Source organism: Salmonella sp. GDC200615 (genome assembly GCF_050574145.1).
GTDB classification, from domain to species: Bacteria; Pseudomonadota; Gammaproteobacteria; order Enterobacterales; family Enterobacteriaceae; genus Salmonella; species Salmonella enterica.
Genome location: NZ_CP192247.1, coordinates 487054 through 507473, shown reverse-complemented (window position 1 = coordinate 507473; position 20420 = coordinate 487054). Strand labels below are relative to the sequence as shown.

Below are 20420 nucleotides of genomic sequence, written 5' to 3'. Positions count from 1 at the left end.
GGGTCCGCCCGGCATGACATCAGAAGTGCCAGTAACTCATCGCCAGCCCTAAAAATAGCACCAGGCCAACGTAGTTATTGTTCATAAAGGCTTTAAAGCAGGCTTCACGCTCACGGTTCGCAATCAGTTTTTGCTGGTAGACAAACAGCGCGCCCGCCACCAGCACAGCCCAGTAATATCCCCATCCCAGACCATTCAACCAGCCGATCAGCGCCATTAACGCCATGACGCCAAGCTGCAGAATCCCGATAATCAATGTGTCATAACGACCAAACAAGATCGCCGTCGATTTAATGCCTATCTTGATATCATCATCTCTGTCGACCATCGCATATTGCGTATCGTAAGCCACTGCCCAGAGAATATTGGCGAGGAACATTAGCCAGCAGCTCAACGGCAGGGATTCGCTCACCGCGGCGAACGCCATGGGGATTGACCAGCCGAAAGCGGCCCCCAGCACGACCTGCGGCAGGTGGGTGTAGCGTTTCATAAAGGGATAAACCCAGGCCAACGCCAGCGCCGCCACGGAAAGCAGAATCGTCATGGCGTTCAGCGTCAGCACCAACAGAAACGCCAGCAGCACCAGCACCACAAACAGGTTGCGCGCTTCTTTCTCTGTCACGGCGCCGCTGGGTAAAGGCCGGTTGACCGTACGTTTTACATGTCCGTCAAATTTACGATCGGCATAATCATTTACCACGCAGCCCGCCGCGCGCATTAACCACACGCCAGCGACAAAAACTGCCAAAATCCACAGCTGAGGCATACCCGGCGTCGCCACCCATAGCGCCCAAAGCGTCGGCCAGAGCAGCAGCAACGCGCCAATAGGCTTATCTGTACGCATCAAACGGTGAAACGCCAGCAGCTTACTCTGCGTCAGACTCCACTCCATCTTTATCTTCCTCTCAGTACAGCGGCGATGCAGGTAAAAAAAGCTCGGTAAGCAACAGCGGTTTTCCGCTCAACCGCAGTCGAGAGCGGCGCCCCCACAGCGTTGCATCGCGTCCAATTTCAATAAAATCGCGGGTCAGTGTCGATGATGTAAATAGATAACGTCCAAGCGGGGTTTTACCCAGATGTTGTAAGACCTGTTCAGGTCCGCACAGCGTGGATTCCGGTACCACGGTACGTCCGGCAAGCCAAGGCTCGCCGTCAGCGCAAAGCAGTATCTCACGTAACCAGTAGCGGGACTCGGATGGCAGTAAACCTGATGCTTCCTCGACCTCACTTTGGTCGACAAACGCTTCCCGAATCAGCGTCACGCTTACCCGCTTTCCCTGCTGCTCAAAACGTTTAGTCATAGAATCTTCCAGCAACAGCCAGTCCAGCAAATGGGGTTCAAGCGCAGGAATCGCATCAAAATAGCGCAGCGCACGCAGTTGCGTTAACGCAGGGTGTGACATGCCTTACTCTCCGATTCATAACCTAAAGTCATTGTATCTCAGAAAAGACATTACGGGGGGCGCAATCACAATTAAGTGATCTGTTGCGCAACAAAAAAATAACAATTCGCATGAAATGATAAAAAAAGGTGCGCCAGGAGACGCACCAGTTGCTGCAAAATCAGCACTGTGGGGAAATAATTACCCCTTGCCTTTTACACTGCTGATAAAGGTGGAACGGGCAGATGTCGATCCCAGACGTTCGGCCTCATCAAGCAGTTTCAGCGCTTTATCGACGTCGCCTTTCGCTACGGCATCCTTAATCGCTTTATTAAAGTAGCTTTCCGTATCGTTCAACATCGGCTCGCTTTTCTTCGGCGCGACTGGCGCTGGCGCAGCGACCGGCGCGGCGGTATTGCCTACCGTTACCGGCCCGGTACCGGACGAGCCAAACAACGGCCCGACCAATACGCTGGAGCTACTGTTGGTTTTCACCTTCAGTTTCACCACGCCGTCAGTGGTATGGCGAGCAACTGGATCGGGAATATCCGGGATAGAGTTGCCGACGCCTTTGGCATAGGCTTTTGCCGGATCGAGCAGCGTAGTGGTTTGCTGAAGATCTTTTTCGGTCGTAAACACCAGAACATAGAGTTTCTGCTGCCCCAACGCAGGCGTCAGGCGCATCACGCCTTCCAGCCGGTCTGCGCTCATGACGCCCGGCTGCTGATAAGTAAAGTAACTGCTGGGGAAGAACGCCGAAGGCGTCATATTTTGGTCAAGAATCAACACGTTTGGCGCAAAAACGCTGGCTTGCTTATTGACCTCGCTGGTCAGAGTTAATGTCAGCTCGCCGATATTCGCCGGAACGCTATAAGCGGCGACCGGGCCGGTAATGCCGGCGACGAAGGCGCTGGCCGCCAGTCGCCAGTTGGGTAGACTGCGTTTTTGACTGATCTACAGGCGTCCAGGTTAATTGCTGTAGCGCAGCAGCAGGAATAGCGGGCGCGGCGCTGGTATTTTGCGGTACATAGTTCACTTCCGCCAGGCTGATACCCGGCACGCTGGCGAACAGCCCTGCGGTTAAACAGAGGGCGACGAGACTTTTCTTCATTTTCATTATTCTCACCTCAATAAGGCGGGTTCAGCGGTAGCCAGGCAATAGCGCGCCAATCCAAACATATCGCCGAATGGCGGCTGGCGCCTTATTCGGCTTACAAGCATCATCAGACCTGATGTTTCAGAGGGGCTTGCGCCCCTCGTTACGTCAGATGACCATCGTATTACCACCAGATTTCCATCTGGGCGCCGAAGGTCCACTCATCGCTATCGCCACGGCTGTTGGTGGAAATGCCGGAGTTAGTCGCTGCGGCATAACGGGAAATGTTATCGCCGTCTTTGATATAGCCCCATTTCTCATCCCATTTCGCGTAGGTGGCGAAAATACGGATAGCCGGACGCGACCAGATGCTGTCGCCCGCCTGCCACTGTTGCGCCAGGGTGATTTTATATTGATTGTTACGATCGCCGGTCTGCTGAGATTTCACGTTGTCGTAGCCGACTTCCAGCAGGGTGCTCATGATTGGCGTCCACTTGTACATTGGACGTACACCCACGGTCCACCACTCAGTACCCAGGTTATTATCCCAATCGATATTCTGGTACATACCGACGTACATCAAATCCCATTTATCACCAAGCGAGATGGCGCCATGATCCAAAATACGCCACATATTGCCATTATTATTGATGACCTTATTGGCGTAATTAATTTTGGTTCCATCAGACAATTCTTCAGTGAAAGATGAAGAACCGTCGGAACCGCGCGCCTGGCCTTTACCCTGCGTGGTCATGGCATCGGTGGCATATTGCACGACAAACTTGTTATAGCCTTTCAACATGCTTTGCGTGTGTTCGGCGGTGAACATCCAGCCGTCTTTCGATGCCCCATCAGCCAGCTTATAACCATCGGTCGTATTGGCGCGACCGTAATCAACGCCTAGCTCCAGTACGCCGTCCGGGTTCGTTTGCAGACCAGCCAGACGTACGTCAAAGACGTCGTTAGCGGTATCTTTTACTTCATCATAAATATTCTGGCTGCTGAAGGTGTAAGAGCCGCCCGCTTCAGTAGACCGGGTCGCCGCCAGTGAAAGCTTACCGAAGCCCAGATCGATATTTTCGATACCTGCGCCAGGACCTGAAATATCCCAGTAGTAGAAGTCGATCATGTGTACGTCATGACGCTGATAGAAGCGCTTACCGGCCCAGATGGTAGAGCCCGGCAGCCATTCAATCAGGTTTTTACCCTGCACGTTCGCTTCGCGGAAGGCGGGATCGGTCGATTCCCAGTCGTTCTGCTGGTTAACCGAATAGGCGACGTTGGTGTCGAAATAGAAGCTCTTATCGCCCTCTTTCCACACTTCCTGGCCCAGTTTCAGTTCCGCATAGGTTTCACATTCGTTACCAAGACGGTATTTACTTTGGGCACCCGTTGCCTGGAAACACTGTTGTTCGCCGCCGCTTCCCGTCCAGCCAATACCGGAACGGGCGTAACCGTGGAAATCGACAGCCATTGCCTGAGCGGACATTACGCCCGCTGCGACAGCAACCACCAGTGGGAGTTTGCGCAGAGTAATCATCATTCTATCTCCTGAGATCATTGCTTTTCTTTAAACGCTGCCACCTTCTAAAACTGCGAATGGTTTTGCGTTTCGTTTTTTTATGGAGGCCTTAAACACCCGGCTCTTGATGCAGACGACGACATGCGCTGCCATCCTCGCGGAACAGATGACAGCGCTCTGGCGGCAGGCCGATAGCGAATGTGGCGCCCTCTTCTACCAACACCACGTCATTCTGGCGATAAACCAGGTTTTGACGGATGGCGGGGATCTGGATATGAATTTGTGTTTCGTGCCCTAACTGCTCGACCACCTGGACTTCGCCTTCCAGGGTGACATCGGCGATATCGCTCGGCAGCAGGTGTTCCGGCCGAATACCTAAAGACATATTGGCGCCGACCTGCACGCCGCGACTTTCGACCGGCAGCCAGATTTGCTGGCGATTCGGCAGTTCGACCTGGACTTGTTCAATCGCGGTGGCGGTCACTTTCACCGGCAGGAAGTTCATCTTCGGCGAGCCGATGAAGCCCGCGACAAAACGGTCCGCCGGATAGTGGTACAGCTCCAGCGGCTTACCGACCTGCGCGACGCGACCGGCGTCCAGCACCACGATTTTGTCGGCCAGCGTCATCGCCTCGACCTGATCGTGGGTGACGTAAATCATCGTGCGGCCCAGACGTTTATGCAGGCGAGAAATTTCAATGCGCATCTGCACGCGTAGCGCGGCATCCAGGTTAGAGAGCGGTTCATCCAGCAAAAACACACGCTGCTCCGCCACCAGCGTGCGGCCAATCGCTACGCGCTGACTCTGACCGCCGGAAAGCGCTTTTGGCTTACGTTCCAGCAGATGCGCCAGTTGCAGTACTTCCGCCACCTGATTGACGCGTTGATTCATTACCTCTTTTTTGGCGCCCGCCAGCTTGAGGCCGAAAGACATGTTTTCTGCAACGGAGAGATGGGGATAGAGCGCATAAGACTGGAATACCATGCCCACGCCGCGCTCGGCAGGCGGAATATCATTCATACGGGTTTCCCCGATAAACAGGTCGCCACTGGTGATGGTTTCAAGCCCGGCGATCATACGCAGCAAGGTCGATTTACCACAGCCTGACGGTCCCACAAACACCACGAACTCCCCGTCATGGATATCGAGGTTAATATCTTTCGATACCACCACGTCACCCCAGGCTTTCGTTACATTTCGTAGCTGTACGCTCGCCATGCCCTTCTCCCTTCGTTACAACCTGTCATTGACAGCAACATTCATGATGGCCTGACTATGCGCGATCCCTGACTGGGGTAAATCCTCCACCCCCCGGCTTTTTTATGGGGGAGGAGGCGGGAGGATGAGGACACAACACCTGAGACCACGGGCGCGGACAGAAAAGGAATTTCGTGATGCCGCCCGCAAAAATCGGCGTGTTTTTGTGTGCGCCAGCACGCATTACTCACATTTATGCAACACAGATCACATAAAGTCGGGGTGGGGCGTAGGGGCGGGGAGGATGGAAAGAGGTTGTCGTATAAAGAAACTAGAGACCGTTAAACCACCTCTGTGTACATCACCAAAAAGGATGGGAGATATGAAGATTAAAACTGGCGTAGGCATCCTCGCATTATCCGCACTTACGACGATGATGATTTCCGCCCCGGCTCTCGCCAAAATTGAAGAAGGTAAACTGGTTATCTGGATCAACGGCGACAAGGGTTATAACGGTCTGGCCGAGGTCGGTAAAAAATTTGAGCAAGACACCGGCATTAAAGTGGCCGTTGAGCACCCGGATAAGCTGGAAGAGAAATTCCCGCAGGTGGCAGCCACCGGCGACGGTCCTGACATTATCTTCTGGGCGCACGACCGTTTTGGCGGCTACGCGCAGTCTGGTCTGCTGGCGGAGGTCACTCCGGATAAAGCGTTTCAGGACAAACTCTATCCGTTCACCTGGGATGCGGTACGTTATAACGGCAAGCTGATCGCCTACCCCATCGCCGTTGAAGCCCTCTCCCTGATTTATAACAAAGACCTCGTCCCGAACCCGCCGAAAACCTGGGAAAAGATCCCGGCGCTGGATAAAGAGCTAAAAGCGAAAGGGAAGTCGGCGATAATGTTCAACCTGCAAGAGCCGTATTTCACCTGGCCTTTGATCGCCGCTGACGGCGGTTACGCGTTCAAATTTGAAAACGGCAAGTATGACGTGAAAGACGTTGGTATCGACAACGCCGGCGCGAAAGCGGGCCTGACTTTCCTGATCGATATGATCAAGAACAAAAATATGAGCGCCGATACCGATTACTCCATCGCCGAAGCGGCCTTCAATAAAGGCGAAACGGCAATGACCATCAACGGTCCGTGGGCATGGTCGAACATCGACAAGAGCAAAGTCAACTACGGTGTCACCCTGCTGCCGACCTTCAAAGGTAAACCCTCGAAACCGTTCGTCGGCGTGCTGAGCGCGGGGATTAACGCTGCCAGCCCGAATAAAGAGCTGGCGAAAGAGTTCCTCGAAAACTACCTGCTGACCGATCAGGGTCTGGAAGCGGTGAACAAAGATAAACCGCTGGGCGCCGTGGCGCTGAAATCTTTCCAGGAGCAGTTAGCGAAAGACCCCCGTATCGCCGCCACCATGGATAACGCCCAGAAAGGCGAGATCATGCCGAATATTCCGCAAATGTCCGCCTTCTGGTATGCGGTACGTACGGCTGTGATCAACGCCGCCAGCGGCCGTCAAACCGTGGATGCCGCGCTGAAAGATGCACAAAGCCGTATCACTAAGTAATGCCGCGAGCCTGTGCCGGATGGCGGCATAAATGCCTTATCAGGCCTACAACACACCGTAGGCCTGATAAGCGCAGCGCCATCAGGCACATCTCCGGCCAGGAAGTTTCAACGCTGTAGAGGAAAACCCCCATGGATGTCATTAAAAAGAAACACTGGTGGCAAAGCGACCAGCTTAAATGGTCAGTAATTGGTCTGCTGGGCCTGCTGGTGGGTTACCTTGTAGTTTTAATGTACGTACAAGGGGAGTATCTGTTCGCCATCATGACGCTGATTTTAAGCTCTGCTGGCCTGTATATTTTCGCAAATCGTAAAACCTATGCCTGGCGCTACGTTTACCCTGGCCTCGCCGGCATGGGGCTGTTTGTGCTATTCCCGCTGGTGTGCACCATCGCTATCGCCTTTACTAACTACAGCAGCACCAACCAGCTCACCTTTGAACGCGCCCAGCAAGTGCTGATGGACCGTTCTTATCAGGCAGGAAAAACCTATAACTTCGGTCTTTACCCGAGCGGCGACGAGTGGCAACTGGCCCTCACCGACGGAGAAACGGGCAAACATTACCTGTCTGACGCATTTTCCTTCGGCGGCGAACAAAAATTACAGCTGAAAGAGACCGATGCCCTGCCGGGCGGCGAACGCGCCAATCTGCGGATAATCACCCAGAACCGTCTGGCGTTGAACCAGATAACCGCCGTCCTGCCGGATGAAAGTAAAGTGATTATGAGCTCGCTGCGTCAGTTTTCCGGTACCCGTCCGCTGTACACACTGGCTGATGACGGCCTGCTTACCAATAACCAGAGCGGCGTAAAATACCGGCCAAATAACGATAGCGGTTATTATCAGTCGATCAACGCCGACGGAAGCTGGGGTGATGAAAAACTCAGTCCTGGTTATACCGTTACTATCGGCGCGAAAAACTTTACGCGCGTCTTTACCGACGAAGGGATCCAGAAGCCTTTTTTCGCTATCTTCGTCTGGACCGTGGTCTTTTCGGTCCTCACTGTGGTGTTAACTGTGGCGGTTGGGATGGTATTGGCCTGCCTCGTACAGTGGGAAGCGCTGAAAGGTAAAGCTATCTACCGCGTCCTGCTGATTCTGCCCTACGCCGTACCGTCGTTTATTTCAATTTTGATTTTCAAAGGGTTATTCAACCAAAGCTTTGGCGAAATCAATATGATGCTGAGCGCGCTGTTTGGCATTAAACCTGCCTGGTTCAGCGACCCCAACACCGCGCGGGCAATGGTGATTATCGTGAATACCTGGCTGGGCTATCCCTACATGATGATCCTGTGCATGGGACTGCTGAAAGCGATTCCGGATGACCTGTACGAAGCCTCCGCAATGGACGGCGCCGGTCCATTTCAGAATTTCTTTAAGATCACCTTACCGCTGCTGATTAAGCCGCTAACGCCGCTGATGATCGCCAGCTTCGCCTTTAACTTTAATAACTTTGTCCTGATTCAGTTATTGACCAACGGCGGGCCAGACCGTCTCGGCACCACCACGCCTGCCGGTTATACCGATTTGCTCGTCAGCTACACCTACCGTATCGCCTTTGAAGGCGGCGGCGGTCAGGACTTCGGTCTGGCGGCGGCCATTGCCACGCTGATCTTCCTGCTGGTAGGCGCGCTGGCAATAGTGAACCTGAAAGCCACGCGTATGAAGTTTGATTAAGGGAGATAATAACAATGGCTATGGTCCAACCCAAATCTCAGAAACTGCGTCTCCTCATCACGCACCTGGGGCTGCTGATTTTCATCGCAGCGATTATGTTCCCGCTGCTGATGGTCATCGCTATCTCGCTACGTGAAGGGAACCTCGCCACCGGAAGCCTGATCCCGGATAAAATCTCCTGGGAACACTGGCGGCTGGCGCTGGGTTTCAGCGTGGAACATGCGGATGGTCGGGTAACGCCGCCTCCCTTCCCGGTCCTGCTGTGGAACTCGGTGAAAATCGCCGGTATTACCGCCATCGGCATCGTGGCGCTCTCCACCACCTGCGCCTACGCTTTCGCACGAATGCGTTTTCCAGGTAAAGCAACACTGCTCAAAGGGATGCTGATTTTCCAGATGTTTCCGGCGGTTTTGTCTCTGGTAGCGCTGTATGCGTTATTTGATCGCCTGGGACAATACATTCCATTTATCGGTCTGAATACGCATGGCGGCGTGATCTTCGCCTATCTTGGCGGCATCGCGCTGCATGTCTGGACGATTAAAGGCTACTTCGAAACTATCGACAGTTCGCTGGAAGAGGCCGCCGCGCTGGATGGCGCAACCCCGTGGCAGGCGTTTCGCCTGGTGCTGCTGCCGCTTTCCGTACCGATTCTGGCGGTGGTGTTTATTCTGTCGTTCATCGCAGCGATTACCGAAGTTCCGGTCGCCTCGTTGTTACTGCGCGATGTGGACAGCTATACGCTGGCCGTGGGTATGCAGCAATATCTCAACCCGCAAAACTATTTGTGGGGCGACTTTGCCGCCGCCGCCGTCCTTTCAGCTATTCCTATCACCCTGGTGTTCCTGTTGGCGCAACGTTGGCTGGTCAACGGCCTGACGGCTGGGGGTGTGAAAGGTTAAGTTTTATCGAAGTACCTGCCCGGCAACGGGTAATGCCACTGCCCTCAAGTTATGTTATCCCCACTTATGGTCGTATTTTGGCGCTCTTCGGAGCGCTTTTTTTATGCGTTATAGACAGCAGCTGATTTATTGCCACGCCATACGTCCGTTACGGTGTGGCGACGCCTATTCTCGCCGTAGTCGGTTCGAATTACATAACCACAACGTGATAACCAACAGGAGGATCGCCGCCGGATAGAGTAATACATCCATTGGCGTTTTATGATCGACAATGATCAGGCGCACAATCGCCGTGATCCCAATGTACACGAAATAGCGCAGCGGAAAGTGAAGGCCAGACTTAAAGTACTTCACAATCAGCGCAATAAATTCGAAATAAAGAAAGTAGATCACCAGCCCTTCCACCAGTTCATATTTGCTGGCTTGCTCAGGCACGAATAATGCATCCGCCAGATGAACCGTCTCTTTACCGAGAAAAACGACCAGGATCAGACCGAGGGTAAGCAGCCCCAAATTTAGTACGTTTTGTAAAATCGTGGCGATAAACTCAAGACGTGAGCGCGATAATGGCATCATAACAGCCCCCTCTTTCTCTGCGGCGAGGTTTCTGTATAACGCACAAATGTGACGGGCATCTATATTTTTTATTTGTGTTTATATTTTGTTCAATAAGGTAATTTGCCGGATAGCGCCGTGAACGCCTTATCCGGCCTGAGTATTAACGGAAATTTACGCTCCTGTCACTGGTCATATCATACAGGCCAAACTTACGGCCAAGCTGTTGACCACCGTCACGCGTCAGCGGCGTCCAGCCAATTGCCGCACGACTTCGGGTTGGGCCGGACGAGAAGAGATCCAGCGGTACGGAAACATATACGCCTTTGGTAAAATCCCCTTCCCCATATTCATCCGGCGACGCATCGGTAATCGTCGCGTAACCGCCGACAACGACGCCGCTATCGAAGCGTTTGGCGATCTCCAGCGTACCGCCTTTATCGCCCGCCAGATACTGACCAACGCTGGCTTTCACCAGCACATCCTGGGCGAACGACGGCGTCCAGTATGCGGTCAAATGTCCGGTCTTCACGCTGTAATCGGTAAACTTCATCATATCCTGCGCGCTACGCCAGTCACGCTGTTTCACGTAGTTGGCATCCAGACCAAACGCCCAATTGCTGTCTACCGGGCGATACAGGACTTCCGCCCCGGCACCGCCAAACATGGTCTCCAGATAACCGCCGTAGACCTGCCCATAGAAACCATTGCCAAAATACTGGAAGTAGTTGGCCTGTAGGTTATTCACATAAACATCGTTCTGCACATACTCACGGACATGCGTACGCACCCGCGGCAGATGCGAGTCCTTCGGCGGATTGGTGTAGTTAAATTTGTCGTAGTTGTTGGCGATATTGGCAAACACGCTGCCCGTGGTGAGCAGATGATCTGTGACCCACAGATCCGCGGTTCCCATTACGCCCAACTGATACATATAGAAGTTTTCCGGGCCGCCTACCGACTGATTCAGCACGGGATCAAGATGAAAATCAACGCGCGACTTGTCGATATACCAACCCTGTTCAGTACTCTCTGGCACGATCGGCTCCACGCGTTTTTGCGCCAGCGGAGTTTCATGTCCCAGCGGTTCGCCTTCCAGATGGCGTTTCAGGCTGGCGACATCGGTTTCAGTGGTGACCTGCGGCAGATTAAGGCGGTTTTCCGTCACGCGGATCGTGCGGATCCCCTCCGGCAGATCGTTCATGACGATCCGGTTAGCGCGCACGATCCCTTCACGGGAGTCGCGGTACTTCACCTGTTCACCGGTAACGTATAGCGTATCGCCTTTGACCTGGATTTTCGGGTCCGCCAGACCGGCATTATATTTCAATAACGTTAATTGATTAGCCACTACCGAATGTTGCAGGATGGCATCCTGCGGCTGTGGTCGGTATTGCGGGCGTGAATTGTCATGATACGCGGGACGTAAATCGTTGAAATTGGTGCGCAGCGTAACGCCAAACATAAAGGTGTTGCCGCGCTCGTAGCTGAGGTTAACGTCGGCCCAATCGGTGACGCGGTAAATGGCGCCGACGTTAAACTTGCTCTTCTGCTCCAGTTTACCCGCAAAATCCTGCTGATAGTTATTGCCTTCATACTCCAGCTTCAGGCGTAGCGGTTGCCACGGGGTCTGGTATTCCACGCCGCCAAACAGCGAGGCCGGGCCGTGAAACATATCGCTACCGTCGACGGAACCGGCCTCTTTATAACTGTTATCACGCGAACAGAATTTATCACTATACGAACAGAAAGGATTAGACACATTGCCGCTGGTGCCAAGATAGCCCCAGCCGAGACCTAATGAAAAATCAAACGGCCCCCAGGCCTTACTCGCTACAATATATTCCGCATCAAACAGCCCCGTCCCGCCGATATCGCGCGCGCCAACCGCCACCTGCGGCATCCAGTAACTCTCTTCCCACAACCGCAGTTTCACATCAAACGCTTTATCTTTGTAAGTCTGGTCGCCGGAGAATGATTCCACGCTGCTGTACTTTTTCGTACGGACATCGGTATAGCGCAACGTGGTTTCCAGCCACGGGAAAAGCTGAACCGAAGCCGAGTAGTAGCGGTACTGATCGTTATCACGATAGTTCAGGCTCATCTCCCCTTCACGCGCCATACGCGCTGTCGGCGTTTGCAGCAGGCCCACGCCGCCAAAGTCAGATTGTGAAGGCCCAACAGGGGCTGGATATGTTTCGGCATGGCAGGCCGCGCTAATACCCAGCGCCAGCACGCTGAGCAGATGTGTTTTTTTCATTATTCCGGTATCCGCTGCGTCAGGGTATGAAGAATGTCGGCATTTATCGCCTTCGGCGTGCCGCGCCAAAGGGAATCGGCAAAACCGACAAAAATAATGCTGCCGGGCATTGGCTCGATATGACGTTTATTCCAGTAAGCCACCGGCGCTTTTTGGCTGCGTCCATCAGGGTAAACCACCCAGGCATAGCTACGATCCGCGCCGCTGAGTAAGCGCTGACCCTCAAGATAACTGGCGACGTCCCGCCCAGGGACGAACGGCTGGCTGCCCGGCTGGCTAATCAAGCCAAAGAGCGTCACCTGCGTGGGTTGCGGCCCGACCCAGAGCGTGTAGTGACCTTGCAGCGGCGGGTTACCTCGTTCGCTCACCCGAACCACGTCAGGATCAAGGTTCACTAATTGTCTGCCCGTCACCTTCACCGCCTGAATCTGTCGGCGTAGTGTGTTTATCGCCGCCGCCGCATCGCCATCTTCCTCAGCGCCGAGCGCCGCCAGTCGCCCGAGAAGTTCCTGCTGCTGCTGACGCGCCGTCACGGTCGCCTGTTCTTCGCCTATCACCGCCGCAGGCCACCAGCTCGTTGCCAGGCGCGGCTGTCCGACTAAATCGAGCAGACGTTCAGCGTCTGTCAGCGTTTTAGGCTCGCTATTACCTTGGGTAAAAACGGTAACAGTGCCGCTGGCAAAGACGGATGACGCGATAAAGGCCAGTGCCAGCGCGCTTATCATCCTTTTCATCATGATTTTGCCGCCTTAATCAGCGTGGTTTTCACCGGAAAGTAATTCGCGCCCAGATACTGTTCCGTCTGGCGAATTTGGCCTTCACTATCAACCCAGTAGCGATTACGCCAGCGCGTTTGATCGGTCGTCACTTCTTCATCTAACACCCGCACGGCGGTCTCTTCACTGCCGACGTTCACGCTATCGGTCCCTCGCCATGTAAAAACGGAGCGGGCGGTGGCGTAACGCACCTGGCGATGTTCGGTCCAGCCCAGGGTGCGAGTCCAGGTCGCGCCATCGATAATCTGTCCTGGTTTCGCCAGCGGGTCGGCCGCCAGATTATTCACATCGATCAGGTTGTCACCGCTGAGCAGAGTTTTGACCAGACGGCCATGCTGCGTCACGATCGTCGCGCCATCCTGCGTCACCCATTTCTGCTGCCCGTTTTCCGAGAAAGCGAGCACCACAAACAGTTGAGGGCTGCCGTTAAGCTGCATGTACTGGCTGGCATACGGCATGTTTTGAATATCGTCATCCGTTAGCTGTACGCCTGGCGTACCGAACAAACTGTCCCACAGTGAATCGCCCAGGCCTTTAGTGGTGGCCGAACACGCCTGTAATAGCAGGCAAATCAGGATAAGTGCGAGTCGCTTCACGACGCTTCTCCAGAGGGGCAAAATAACCACACCGGAGTGTGGTTATGGTTAAACGTACCGATACTACTGGGTACTGGTGGTCGTGGTGGTCGTGGTCCCGGTATTGGAACCATCGCCGCCGCCGGTTGCCGCTAACGCGACGCCCACCGCCGAACTTACGGTGCTAACGCTGGTAGCGGAGGAGCTTCCCGCCGATACCGACGTCGCTGCCGACCCTGCCGCTTCACCCACCTGAACGGGGGCTGCCGAGACAGATGTCGCCGCAAGCGCGGTTATGGCAAAAATGCCATACAGTACTTTTTTCATCATAATTTCCCTTCATTGAATGAATGGAGATTTACCCAAAAGAATTTCGGGCGCTACCGAGTATACACAACCAAAGCAGGCGGATTATGTCCGGGAGAAATAACAGCGAGGTTTTAGGATAATTAAACTTTAAAGAAACAACACATCCTCTATTTAATTAATAAGTAAATTAAATCAATAAGTTAGAATTAAATAAAAACACAAAGGCATCCGTATAATCTGAAAATAACGCAGAGTGATTTTCTGGTTATTGCTTATTTTAGGATTAAGCTCAATATAAAATTGTGGGGGTAAAGACGGACAAGCGGAATTATCTTATAAAAAAATCCGATGTGAATATCGGCCTTTTTATTATCTTATTCTCTTTTTGCCGGATGGCGGCGAAACGCCTTATCCGGCCCACAGACGCTATGCATTACGTAGACCGGATAAGCGCAGCGCCATCAGGCGCGCCAGGCTTTATAACGGTTAATCAGACCGTTGGTAGAGCTATCATGGGACGAAATAGCTTTATCATCGCCCAGCTCCGGCAGAATACGGTTAGCCAACTGTTTACCCAACTCAACGCCCCACTGGTCGAAAGTAAAGATGTTCAGGATGGCGCCCTGCGTAAAGATTTTATGCTCATACAGCGCAATCAGCGCGCCCAGGCTGAACGGTGTAATTTCACGCAGCAGGATAGAGTTGGTCGGGCGGTTGCCTTCAAACACTTTGAATGGCACAACGTGTTCGAGCTGCGCCGGATCTTTACCCTGATCGCGATATTCCTGCTCAACCACCTCGCGGGATTTACCAAACGCCAGCGCTTCGGTCTGCGCGAAGAAGTTAGACAGCAGCTTCTGATGATGATCGGATAGCGGGTTATGGGTGATAGCCGGGGCGATAAAGTCACACGGCACCATTTTAGTACCCTGGTGAATCAATTGATAAAACGCGTGCTGACCGTTGGTGCCTGGTTCGCCCCAGATAATTGGGCCTGTCTGGTAATCCACGGCGTTGCCGTTACGGTCAACGTATTTACCGTTGGATTCCATGTTACCCTGCTGGAAGTAGGCGGCGAAACGGTGCATATACTGGTCGTACGGCAGAATGGCTTCGGTTTCCGCGCCGAAGAAATTGTTGTACCAGATGCCAATCAACGCCAGCAGAATGGGTAGGTTTTTCTCCGCCGGAGTGGTGGAGAAATGCTTGTCCATCGCGTGCGCGCCGGAAAGCAGCTCGACAAAGTTGTCGAAACCGACGGACAGAATAATGGACAGCCCGATGGCAGACCACAGCGAGTAACGACCGCCGACCCAGTCCCAGAACTCGAACATATTGGCCGTGTCGATACCAAATTCGCCGACCGCTTTGGCGTTGGTGGAGAGCGCAGCAAAGTGTTTCGCCACGTGTTTTTCATCGCCTGCAGTTTTCAGGAACCAGTCGCGCGCGCTGTGGGCGTTGGTCATGGTTTCCTGGGTGGTGAAAGTTTTAGAAGCGACCAGGAACAGCGTGGTTTCCGGGTTCACTTTTTTCAGCACTTCAGCGATGTGGGTGCCATCAACGTTAGAGACGAAGTGCATAGTCAGATGATTTTTATACGGACGCAGCGCTTCGGTCACCATGAACGGGCCGAGGTCGGAACCGCCGATACCGATGTTCACCACGTCGGTGATGGCCTTACCGGTGTAGCCTTTCCACTGACCGGAGATAATCGCTTGCGAGAAAGTTTTCATTTTCTCAAGCACGGCGTTCACTTCCGGCATCACATCTTTGCCGTCCACAATGATCGGCGTATTGCTACGGTTACGCAGCGCCACGTGCAGCACGGCGCGGTCTTCGGTGCGGTTGATCTTCTCGCCGGAGAACATGGATTTAATCGCGCCGGCCAGATCCTGTAATTTGGCCAGATCCTGTAATTTTGCCAGCGTCTCTTCGGTGATGCGGTTTTTGGAGAAATCCACCAGCATCAGATCGTCAAACGTCGCGGAAAATTTAGCGAAACGGTCGCTATCGTTCGCGAAAAGCTCAGCGATCGTAACGTCTTTCATTTCATCGTAGTGTTTCTGGAGCGCCTGCCAGGCAGAAGTCTGCGTTGGATTGATGTTTTTCATTAGCAATACTCTTCTGATTTGAGAATTGTGACTGGGATCGATTGTAACGCCAGTCACAGAAAAGTGTGATTGTTTTAGTGCCGTTGCCCCAGGCACTGTCGAATGAGGATAAAAAGTATATACCCTAAATAATTCGAGGTGCAGAAAGGCGGCAAGTGGGTGAGTCGCCGGGCGCATAGATAAGCCAACATACTACAAACGGGTATCGGGGTTATAAGCGCTGTTACTGAGCCTAAACTCAGCATAAAAAATCCGCATAATCCCAACGTTGACAGTCCAGGCCACAACTTTTATTTATAAATACGTTACTTGCATTTGCGCCTGCACCGGTTTCTGTTCTGCCCTTGTGCCATGGTTGCGTTTTTCATTTCCTGACACGAGGTTGATATGACAGAGATCGTTGTTTCCAAATTTGGCGGTACCAGCGTCGCTGATTTTGACGCCATGAACCGTAGCGCGGATATCGTACTTTCCGACGCCAATGTTCGTTTAGTCGTGCTTTCCGCGTCTGCCGGCATCACTAATCTGCTGGTGGCGCTGGCCGAAGGGATGGAGCCCGGCGAACGTTTCGCTACGCTCGACGCCATCCGTAAAATCCAGTTCGATATCCTTGATCGTCTGCGTCATCCGAATGTCATTCGCGAAGAGATTGAACGCCTGCTGGAAAACATCACTATTCTGGCGGAGGCGGCATCGCTGGCGACATCGGCAGCCCTGACCGATGAACTGGTCAGCCACGGCGAGCTGATGTCTACCCTGCTATTTGTTGAGATCCTGCGTGAACGCGACGTACAGGCCCACTGGTTCGACGTGCGCAAAGTGATGCGTACCAGCGATCGCTTTGGTCGTGCGGAACCGGACGTCGCAGCGCTTGCGGAACTGGCCGCGCAGCAGTTGCTCCCGCGCCTGAGCGAAACGTTGGTCATTACTCAGGGCTTTATCGGCAGTGAAAGCAAAGGCCGCACCACGACATTAGGCCGCGGCGGCAGCGACTATACGGCAGCGTTGCTGGCTGAAGCGCTCCATGCCGCGCGAGTTGATATCTGGACAGATGTGCCCGGTATTTACACCACCGACCCGCGCGTAGTGCCCGTCGCGCAGCGAATTGATGAAATCGACTTTGAAGAAGCGGCGGAGATGGCAACCTTCGGCGCAAAAGTACTGCATCCAGCCACCTTACTCCCGGCCGTGCGCAGCGATATCCCGGTCTTCGTTGGCTCCAGTAAAGATCCGCAAGCGGGCGGTACGCTGGTGTGCAATAAAACCCAAAACCCGCCGCTGTTCCGCGCGCTGGCGCTGCGCCGCAATCAAACGCTATTGACGCTGCACAGCCTGAATATGCTGCACTCACGAGGTTTCCTGGCAGAGGTGTTCGGCATTCTGGCGCGGCATAATATTTCGGTAGATCTGATTACCACTTCGGAGGTGAGCGTTGCGCTGACGCTGGATACTACCGGCTCCACCTCCACGGGCGATACGTTACTGACCCAATCCTTATTGATGAAACTTTCCGCGCTGTGTCGGGTCGAAGTCGAAGAAGGACTGGCGCTGGTCGCGCTGATTGGCAACAACCTGTCAAAAGCCTGCGGTGTTGGTAAAGAAGTGTTTGGCGTCCTGGAACCGTTCAACATTCGCATGATTTGTTACGGCGCCTCCAGCCACAATCTGTGCTTCCTCGTGCCGGGAGACGATGCCGAGAAAGTGGTGCAAAAGCTACATCAGAACTTATTTGAATAATCGCCCTGACGCGACAGCGGGTGAGCGCTATCAGGCAATACGCTGCCGGATGGCGACGCAAGCGCCTTATCCGGCCTGTCGCAGCTCCCGGCGTATAGCGCTTGTCGCTATACGCCATACCCGATATCGCTTACAGCATACGCCGCTGGTGCTGTTTTTCCGTGTGGACCCGCTTAACGATTTTATAGATCCACTGCAGTGTCAAATTGTACTTTTTGGCCAGCTCCGCATAATTACGCCCATCGCACTCGCTGTAAATCTGATAATCCCGTTCCGAGGCTCGACCAGAGATACCTTTGGGGAAATAAATGCTTTGCCCGCCCCAGTTGCGCATCATTCTGTCAGCAATTGCCTGACCGGCATTTTCGGCTGACGCGCTATCAATATTCATGCTTTCAATAAGTACCTGCGACGCATGAAACGCCAGATCGTTAATAATCTCCGGAAGCCGAACCATTTCTTTTGATTTCTGAATCATATTTTATCTCCATATCCAGCACCATGCTCCCCGTGACGGCACCAAAAAGGGAAGCGTAAAAAACGGTGCAATAACTACCCATCAATACATTCAAAATATATATAAATATTTACTATCAACGGCATTTAATTATAAATTAAAAGAATGTTCAGTTTGCATAGCAAATGAAGTATTATAAAAAACCATCTTATAGTATTTTTACCAATTGATACGTGAACCTCCTACGATAATAACATTTATTTAACAAGCTAGCTTTCTTCATTGGAGGAAGAAAAAATCAAACTCTTACATTGCTTATTATTTTCCATATCTAAAAAAGGAAGTGGATTACGGGAATACTGGCGGCATGAGATTATTCGCAGGAATGAATTTTCATTATGTCGATTACTTATGCAGGCCAATAACAATCGCCGACGTAATTTTTATTTTGGTGGCGTCTGGCAAATGAGATGTATATCTATAGTTCAAAAAAACAGAAAAAAACTGGATTATGGATTAATCGCAAACTAAATTCCAAATTTGGAATTGATATAGAGCTGGGAGCAGTAATCGGCTATGGTTTGGATATTCCGCATCACATGGGGATCGTCATCACGAAAAAGGCTCGTATCGGTTGTAATTTATCGCTTAAGCAAAATACAACAGTAGGGAACAAGCAAGGTTTAAAAGAAGATGATTTCATTATTATTGGCAATAATGTAGATATAGGAGCCAACACCTGCATTATAGGCTCTATTACTATCGGTGATAATGTTACTATTGGAGCAATGTCATTTGTAAATAAGAGCATTCCAGCAAATAGCATATATATTACAAAAAAAACATCAGAAGTAATCCCAGTAATAAATCACAAAAAATGGGATTAATCTAAATCTTAAGATTGCAATATTTTATAGACTTTTCTCGTCAGGTTAATAGACTAAAAATAAAACATTTCTTTTGTGAATGATTTTTATGTTCATTCTCTGACCTGATGTCTACATCACTATTCTGATAGAGCGTTTAGTAAGGCCCGGTAGCGTAAACGCTATCGGGCATCGTTCTCGTAACATCACTGCAGTCTGTCCAACTCCGGGATACCTGCCTCCCGGTTGCCTGAGAAGATGGATAAAAATACTGCGGACCTCGCGCTTTAAACACTGAAGTGTTTAATCCAATTCAGCAACATAAAAACCACCAGAAACAAAAAGGGGAAATAAGATCACTCCCATCCCAACTCTTATTTTATATCTCCCCATGGAAATATAAAAGACAAAACAATCATTAAAACATTTATCAACTTACATTACATATATTAATAACATTATAAACAAATTAATTACATTCACATCTTGAATGTAATTAAACTTCAATAACCATATGAACACTAATTTTGTTGCAATATAAAGCACATTAAATATAGTGGAACATGGCTAAAAACACCTAATATTCACCGGGGAATATAATGATTATTGTTTCTGTGCTCAGACAAAGCAAAGACTTCACCACAAAACATGCTCAATGGTTACATAAGCAGCTCAAAGGTTATGATTCTGTTTGTTTAACAGATGCGCTAAAGATAAAAGGGGTAAATACAGCGCCTCTTTTGTATGATTGGCCAGGATGGTGGGCAAAACTAGAACTTTTCAATCCACTGCATCCTGTTCTTGGTAATGAGGATATTCTCTATATTGATATAGATAGCGTTGTTGTGGGAGATATTACTCCTCTGACAACTATGAAAAAAATAACATTACTTAATGACTTTTCTCAGCATGGTGCTTCAGTTGCGCCAGCAACAGGTATTATGTTTATTCCTGCACCCGCAAAAAAAAATGTGTGGGATGAATTTATGAAAAATCCTGAAAAGGAAATCAATGCCATAAGAACCCCGCCCTATCATGGCGATCAAGGATTTATCGGCAGAATATGTCAAGATGCTGAAAGATGGCAAAACATCTTACCCGGAAGAATTATTAGTTACAAAGCTAATATAGCAACACCAAAAATGATTGGTTTTAACCCTGAACTATACGATGGGACAGGTAATGGAAAATTACCTGACGGAGTAAGCATAGTCTGTTTTCATGGTTCCCCTCGCCCCTGGAACACAGCATTGCCTTGGGTGCCTTATTTTAGTTTAAAAAACACAATCCAAAGCAAAGTGAAACAATATAAGTTATCACTGCGTTAAAGCTTCCTTCTCTTCAATGCCGGCGCTTTTCTTTGCGCCACCAGAACCTCTATATGTTTCTAATACGGTAGCGTAAGCGCCATCGGGCGATGCGTTGCCG

General features: G+C 51.5%; 17 protein-coding genes and 3 pseudogenes. 7 read left to right on the top strand and 13 right to left on the bottom strand.

Annotation, left to right across the window (positions count from 1 at the left end; genetic code table 11):
- Positions 1-19: 19 nt before the first annotated feature.
- The 5 genes and pseudogenes from ubiA to malK all read right to left on the bottom strand — a co-directional run bounded on the left by ubiA (position 20) and on the right by malK (position 5219).
- Positions 20-892, bottom strand: a complete 873-nt coding sequence (gene ubiA, locus ACQ29O_RS02405; protein WP_000455249.1) for a 4-hydroxybenzoate octaprenyltransferase — start codon at positions 890-892, stop codon at positions 20-22.
- Between the two features lie 13 nt (positions 893-905).
- The gene (ubiC, locus tag ACQ29O_RS02400) at positions 906-1403 is read right to left on the bottom strand and encodes a chorismate lyase (RefSeq protein ID WP_000019218.1); all 498 of its coding nucleotides are present in this window, start codon (positions 1401-1403) and stop codon (positions 906-908) included.
- A 180-nt stretch (positions 1404-1583) separates the two neighbouring features.
- Positions 1584-2499, bottom strand: a pseudogene (gene malM / locus ACQ29O_RS02395) (maltose operon protein MalM).
- A gap of 163 nt (positions 2500-2662) precedes the next feature.
- Positions 2663-4021, bottom strand: a complete 1359-nt coding sequence (locus tag ACQ29O_RS02390; RefSeq protein ID WP_020937289.1) for a maltoporin — start codon at positions 4019-4021, stop codon at positions 2663-2665.
- 88 nt (positions 4022-4109) lie between these two features.
- Positions 4110-5219 carry a maltose/maltodextrin ABC transporter ATP-binding protein MalK gene (malK, locus tag ACQ29O_RS02385; protein WP_253336249.1) on the bottom strand — a complete coding sequence of 370 codons (1110 nt, stop codon included), beginning with the start codon at positions 5217-5219 and terminating at the stop codon, positions 4110-4112.
- A 361-nt stretch (positions 5220-5580) separates the two neighbouring features.
- Between malK and malE the strand changes: the two genes are divergently transcribed.
- Positions 5581-6771: a maltose/maltodextrin ABC transporter substrate-binding protein MalE gene (gene malE, locus ACQ29O_RS02380; protein ID WP_253336251.1), complete on the top strand. Its 1191-nt coding sequence runs from the start codon at positions 5581-5583 to the stop codon at positions 6769-6771.
- Here malE and ACQ29O_RS02375 read toward each other — a convergent pair.
- Positions 6720-6860 (bottom strand): annotated as a pseudogene (locus tag ACQ29O_RS02375) (hypothetical protein); the annotation flags it as partial. The gene malE and the pseudogene ACQ29O_RS02375 overlap by 52 nt on opposite strands.
- Before the next feature lie 42 nt (positions 6861-6902).
- Here ACQ29O_RS02375 and malF point away from each other — a divergent pair.
- Together malF and malG are read left to right on the top strand one after the other, a co-directional pair.
- Complete coding sequence (gene malF / locus ACQ29O_RS02370; protein WP_000382570.1) at positions 6903-8447, top strand: maltose ABC transporter permease MalF; 1545 nt, start codon at positions 6903-6905, stop codon at positions 8445-8447.
- Positions 8448-8461: 14 nt separating this feature from the next.
- Positions 8462-9346: a maltose ABC transporter permease MalG gene (gene malG / locus ACQ29O_RS02365; protein ID WP_020937288.1), complete on the top strand. Its 885-nt coding sequence runs from the start codon at positions 8462-8464 to the stop codon at positions 9344-9346.
- Positions 9347-9511: 165 nt separating this feature from the next.
- Here the strand turns inward: malG and psiE are convergent, their stop codons facing one another.
- From psiE to pgi, 6 genes are all read right to left on the bottom strand, one after another.
- Entirely contained in the window at positions 9512-9922 is a 411-nt protein-coding gene (gene psiE, locus ACQ29O_RS02360; protein ID WP_000982751.1) for a phosphate-starvation-inducible protein PsiE, read from the bottom strand.
- A 142-nt stretch (positions 9923-10064) separates the two neighbouring features.
- The gene (locus ACQ29O_RS02355; RefSeq protein WP_000750805.1) at positions 10065-12161 is read right to left on the bottom strand and encodes a YjbH domain-containing protein; all 2097 of its coding nucleotides are present in this window, start codon (positions 12159-12161) and stop codon (positions 10065-10067) included.
- A complete protein-coding gene (locus ACQ29O_RS02350) occupies positions 12161-12898 on the bottom strand; it encodes a capsule biosynthesis GfcC family protein (protein ID WP_000977891.1) in 738 nt (245 codons plus the stop codon). The genes ACQ29O_RS02355 and ACQ29O_RS02350 overlap by 1 nt, the downstream gene beginning before the upstream one ends.
- Positions 12895-13533 (bottom strand): YjbF family lipoprotein, encoded by a 639-nt coding sequence (locus ACQ29O_RS02345; RefSeq protein WP_000824811.1) that lies wholly within the window; start codon positions 13531-13533, stop codon positions 12895-12897. The genes ACQ29O_RS02350 and ACQ29O_RS02345 overlap by 4 nt, the downstream gene beginning before the upstream one ends.
- 63 nt (positions 13534-13596) lie before the next feature.
- Entirely contained in the window at positions 13597-13839 is a 243-nt protein-coding gene (yjbE, locus tag ACQ29O_RS02340) for an exopolysaccharide production protein YjbE (protein ID WP_001541297.1), read from the bottom strand.
- Between the two features lie 443 nt (positions 13840-14282).
- Entirely contained in the window at positions 14283-15932 is a 1650-nt protein-coding gene (pgi, locus tag ACQ29O_RS02335; protein WP_000790043.1) for a glucose-6-phosphate isomerase, read from the bottom strand.
- Between the two features lie 387 nt (positions 15933-16319).
- On the opposite strand from pgi, the gene lysC reads away from it, so the two are divergent.
- Complete coding sequence (gene lysC, locus ACQ29O_RS02330) at positions 16320-17669, top strand: lysine-sensitive aspartokinase 3 (protein WP_000136398.1); 1350 nt, start codon at positions 16320-16322, stop codon at positions 17667-17669.
- 130 nt (positions 17670-17799) lie between these two features.
- Here lysC and ACQ29O_RS02325 read toward each other — a convergent pair whose 3' ends face one another.
- Entirely contained in the window at positions 17800-18147 is a 348-nt protein-coding gene (locus tag ACQ29O_RS02325) for a Mor transcription activator family protein (RefSeq protein WP_000615248.1), read from the bottom strand.
- Positions 18148-18469: 322 nt separating this feature from the next.
- On the opposite strand from ACQ29O_RS02325, the pseudogene ACQ29O_RS02320 reads away from it, so the two are divergent.
- The 3 genes and pseudogenes from ACQ29O_RS02320 to ACQ29O_RS02310 form a co-directional block, all read left to right on the top strand.
- Positions 18470-18695, top strand: a pseudogene (locus ACQ29O_RS02320) (hypothetical protein); the annotation flags it as partial.
- On the top strand, positions 18672-19013 hold the full coding sequence (locus ACQ29O_RS02315) for a serine acetyltransferase (RefSeq protein WP_371045365.1): 342 nt from the start codon (positions 18672-18674) through the stop codon (positions 19011-19013). The pseudogene ACQ29O_RS02320 and the gene ACQ29O_RS02315, both read left to right, overlap by 24 nt.
- Before the next feature lie 578 nt (positions 19014-19591).
- Positions 19592-20320 carry a hypothetical protein gene (locus ACQ29O_RS02310; protein ID WP_000587744.1) on the top strand — a complete coding sequence of 243 codons (729 nt, stop codon included), beginning with the start codon at positions 19592-19594 and terminating at the stop codon, positions 20318-20320.
- Positions 20321-20420 lie beyond the last annotated feature (100 nt).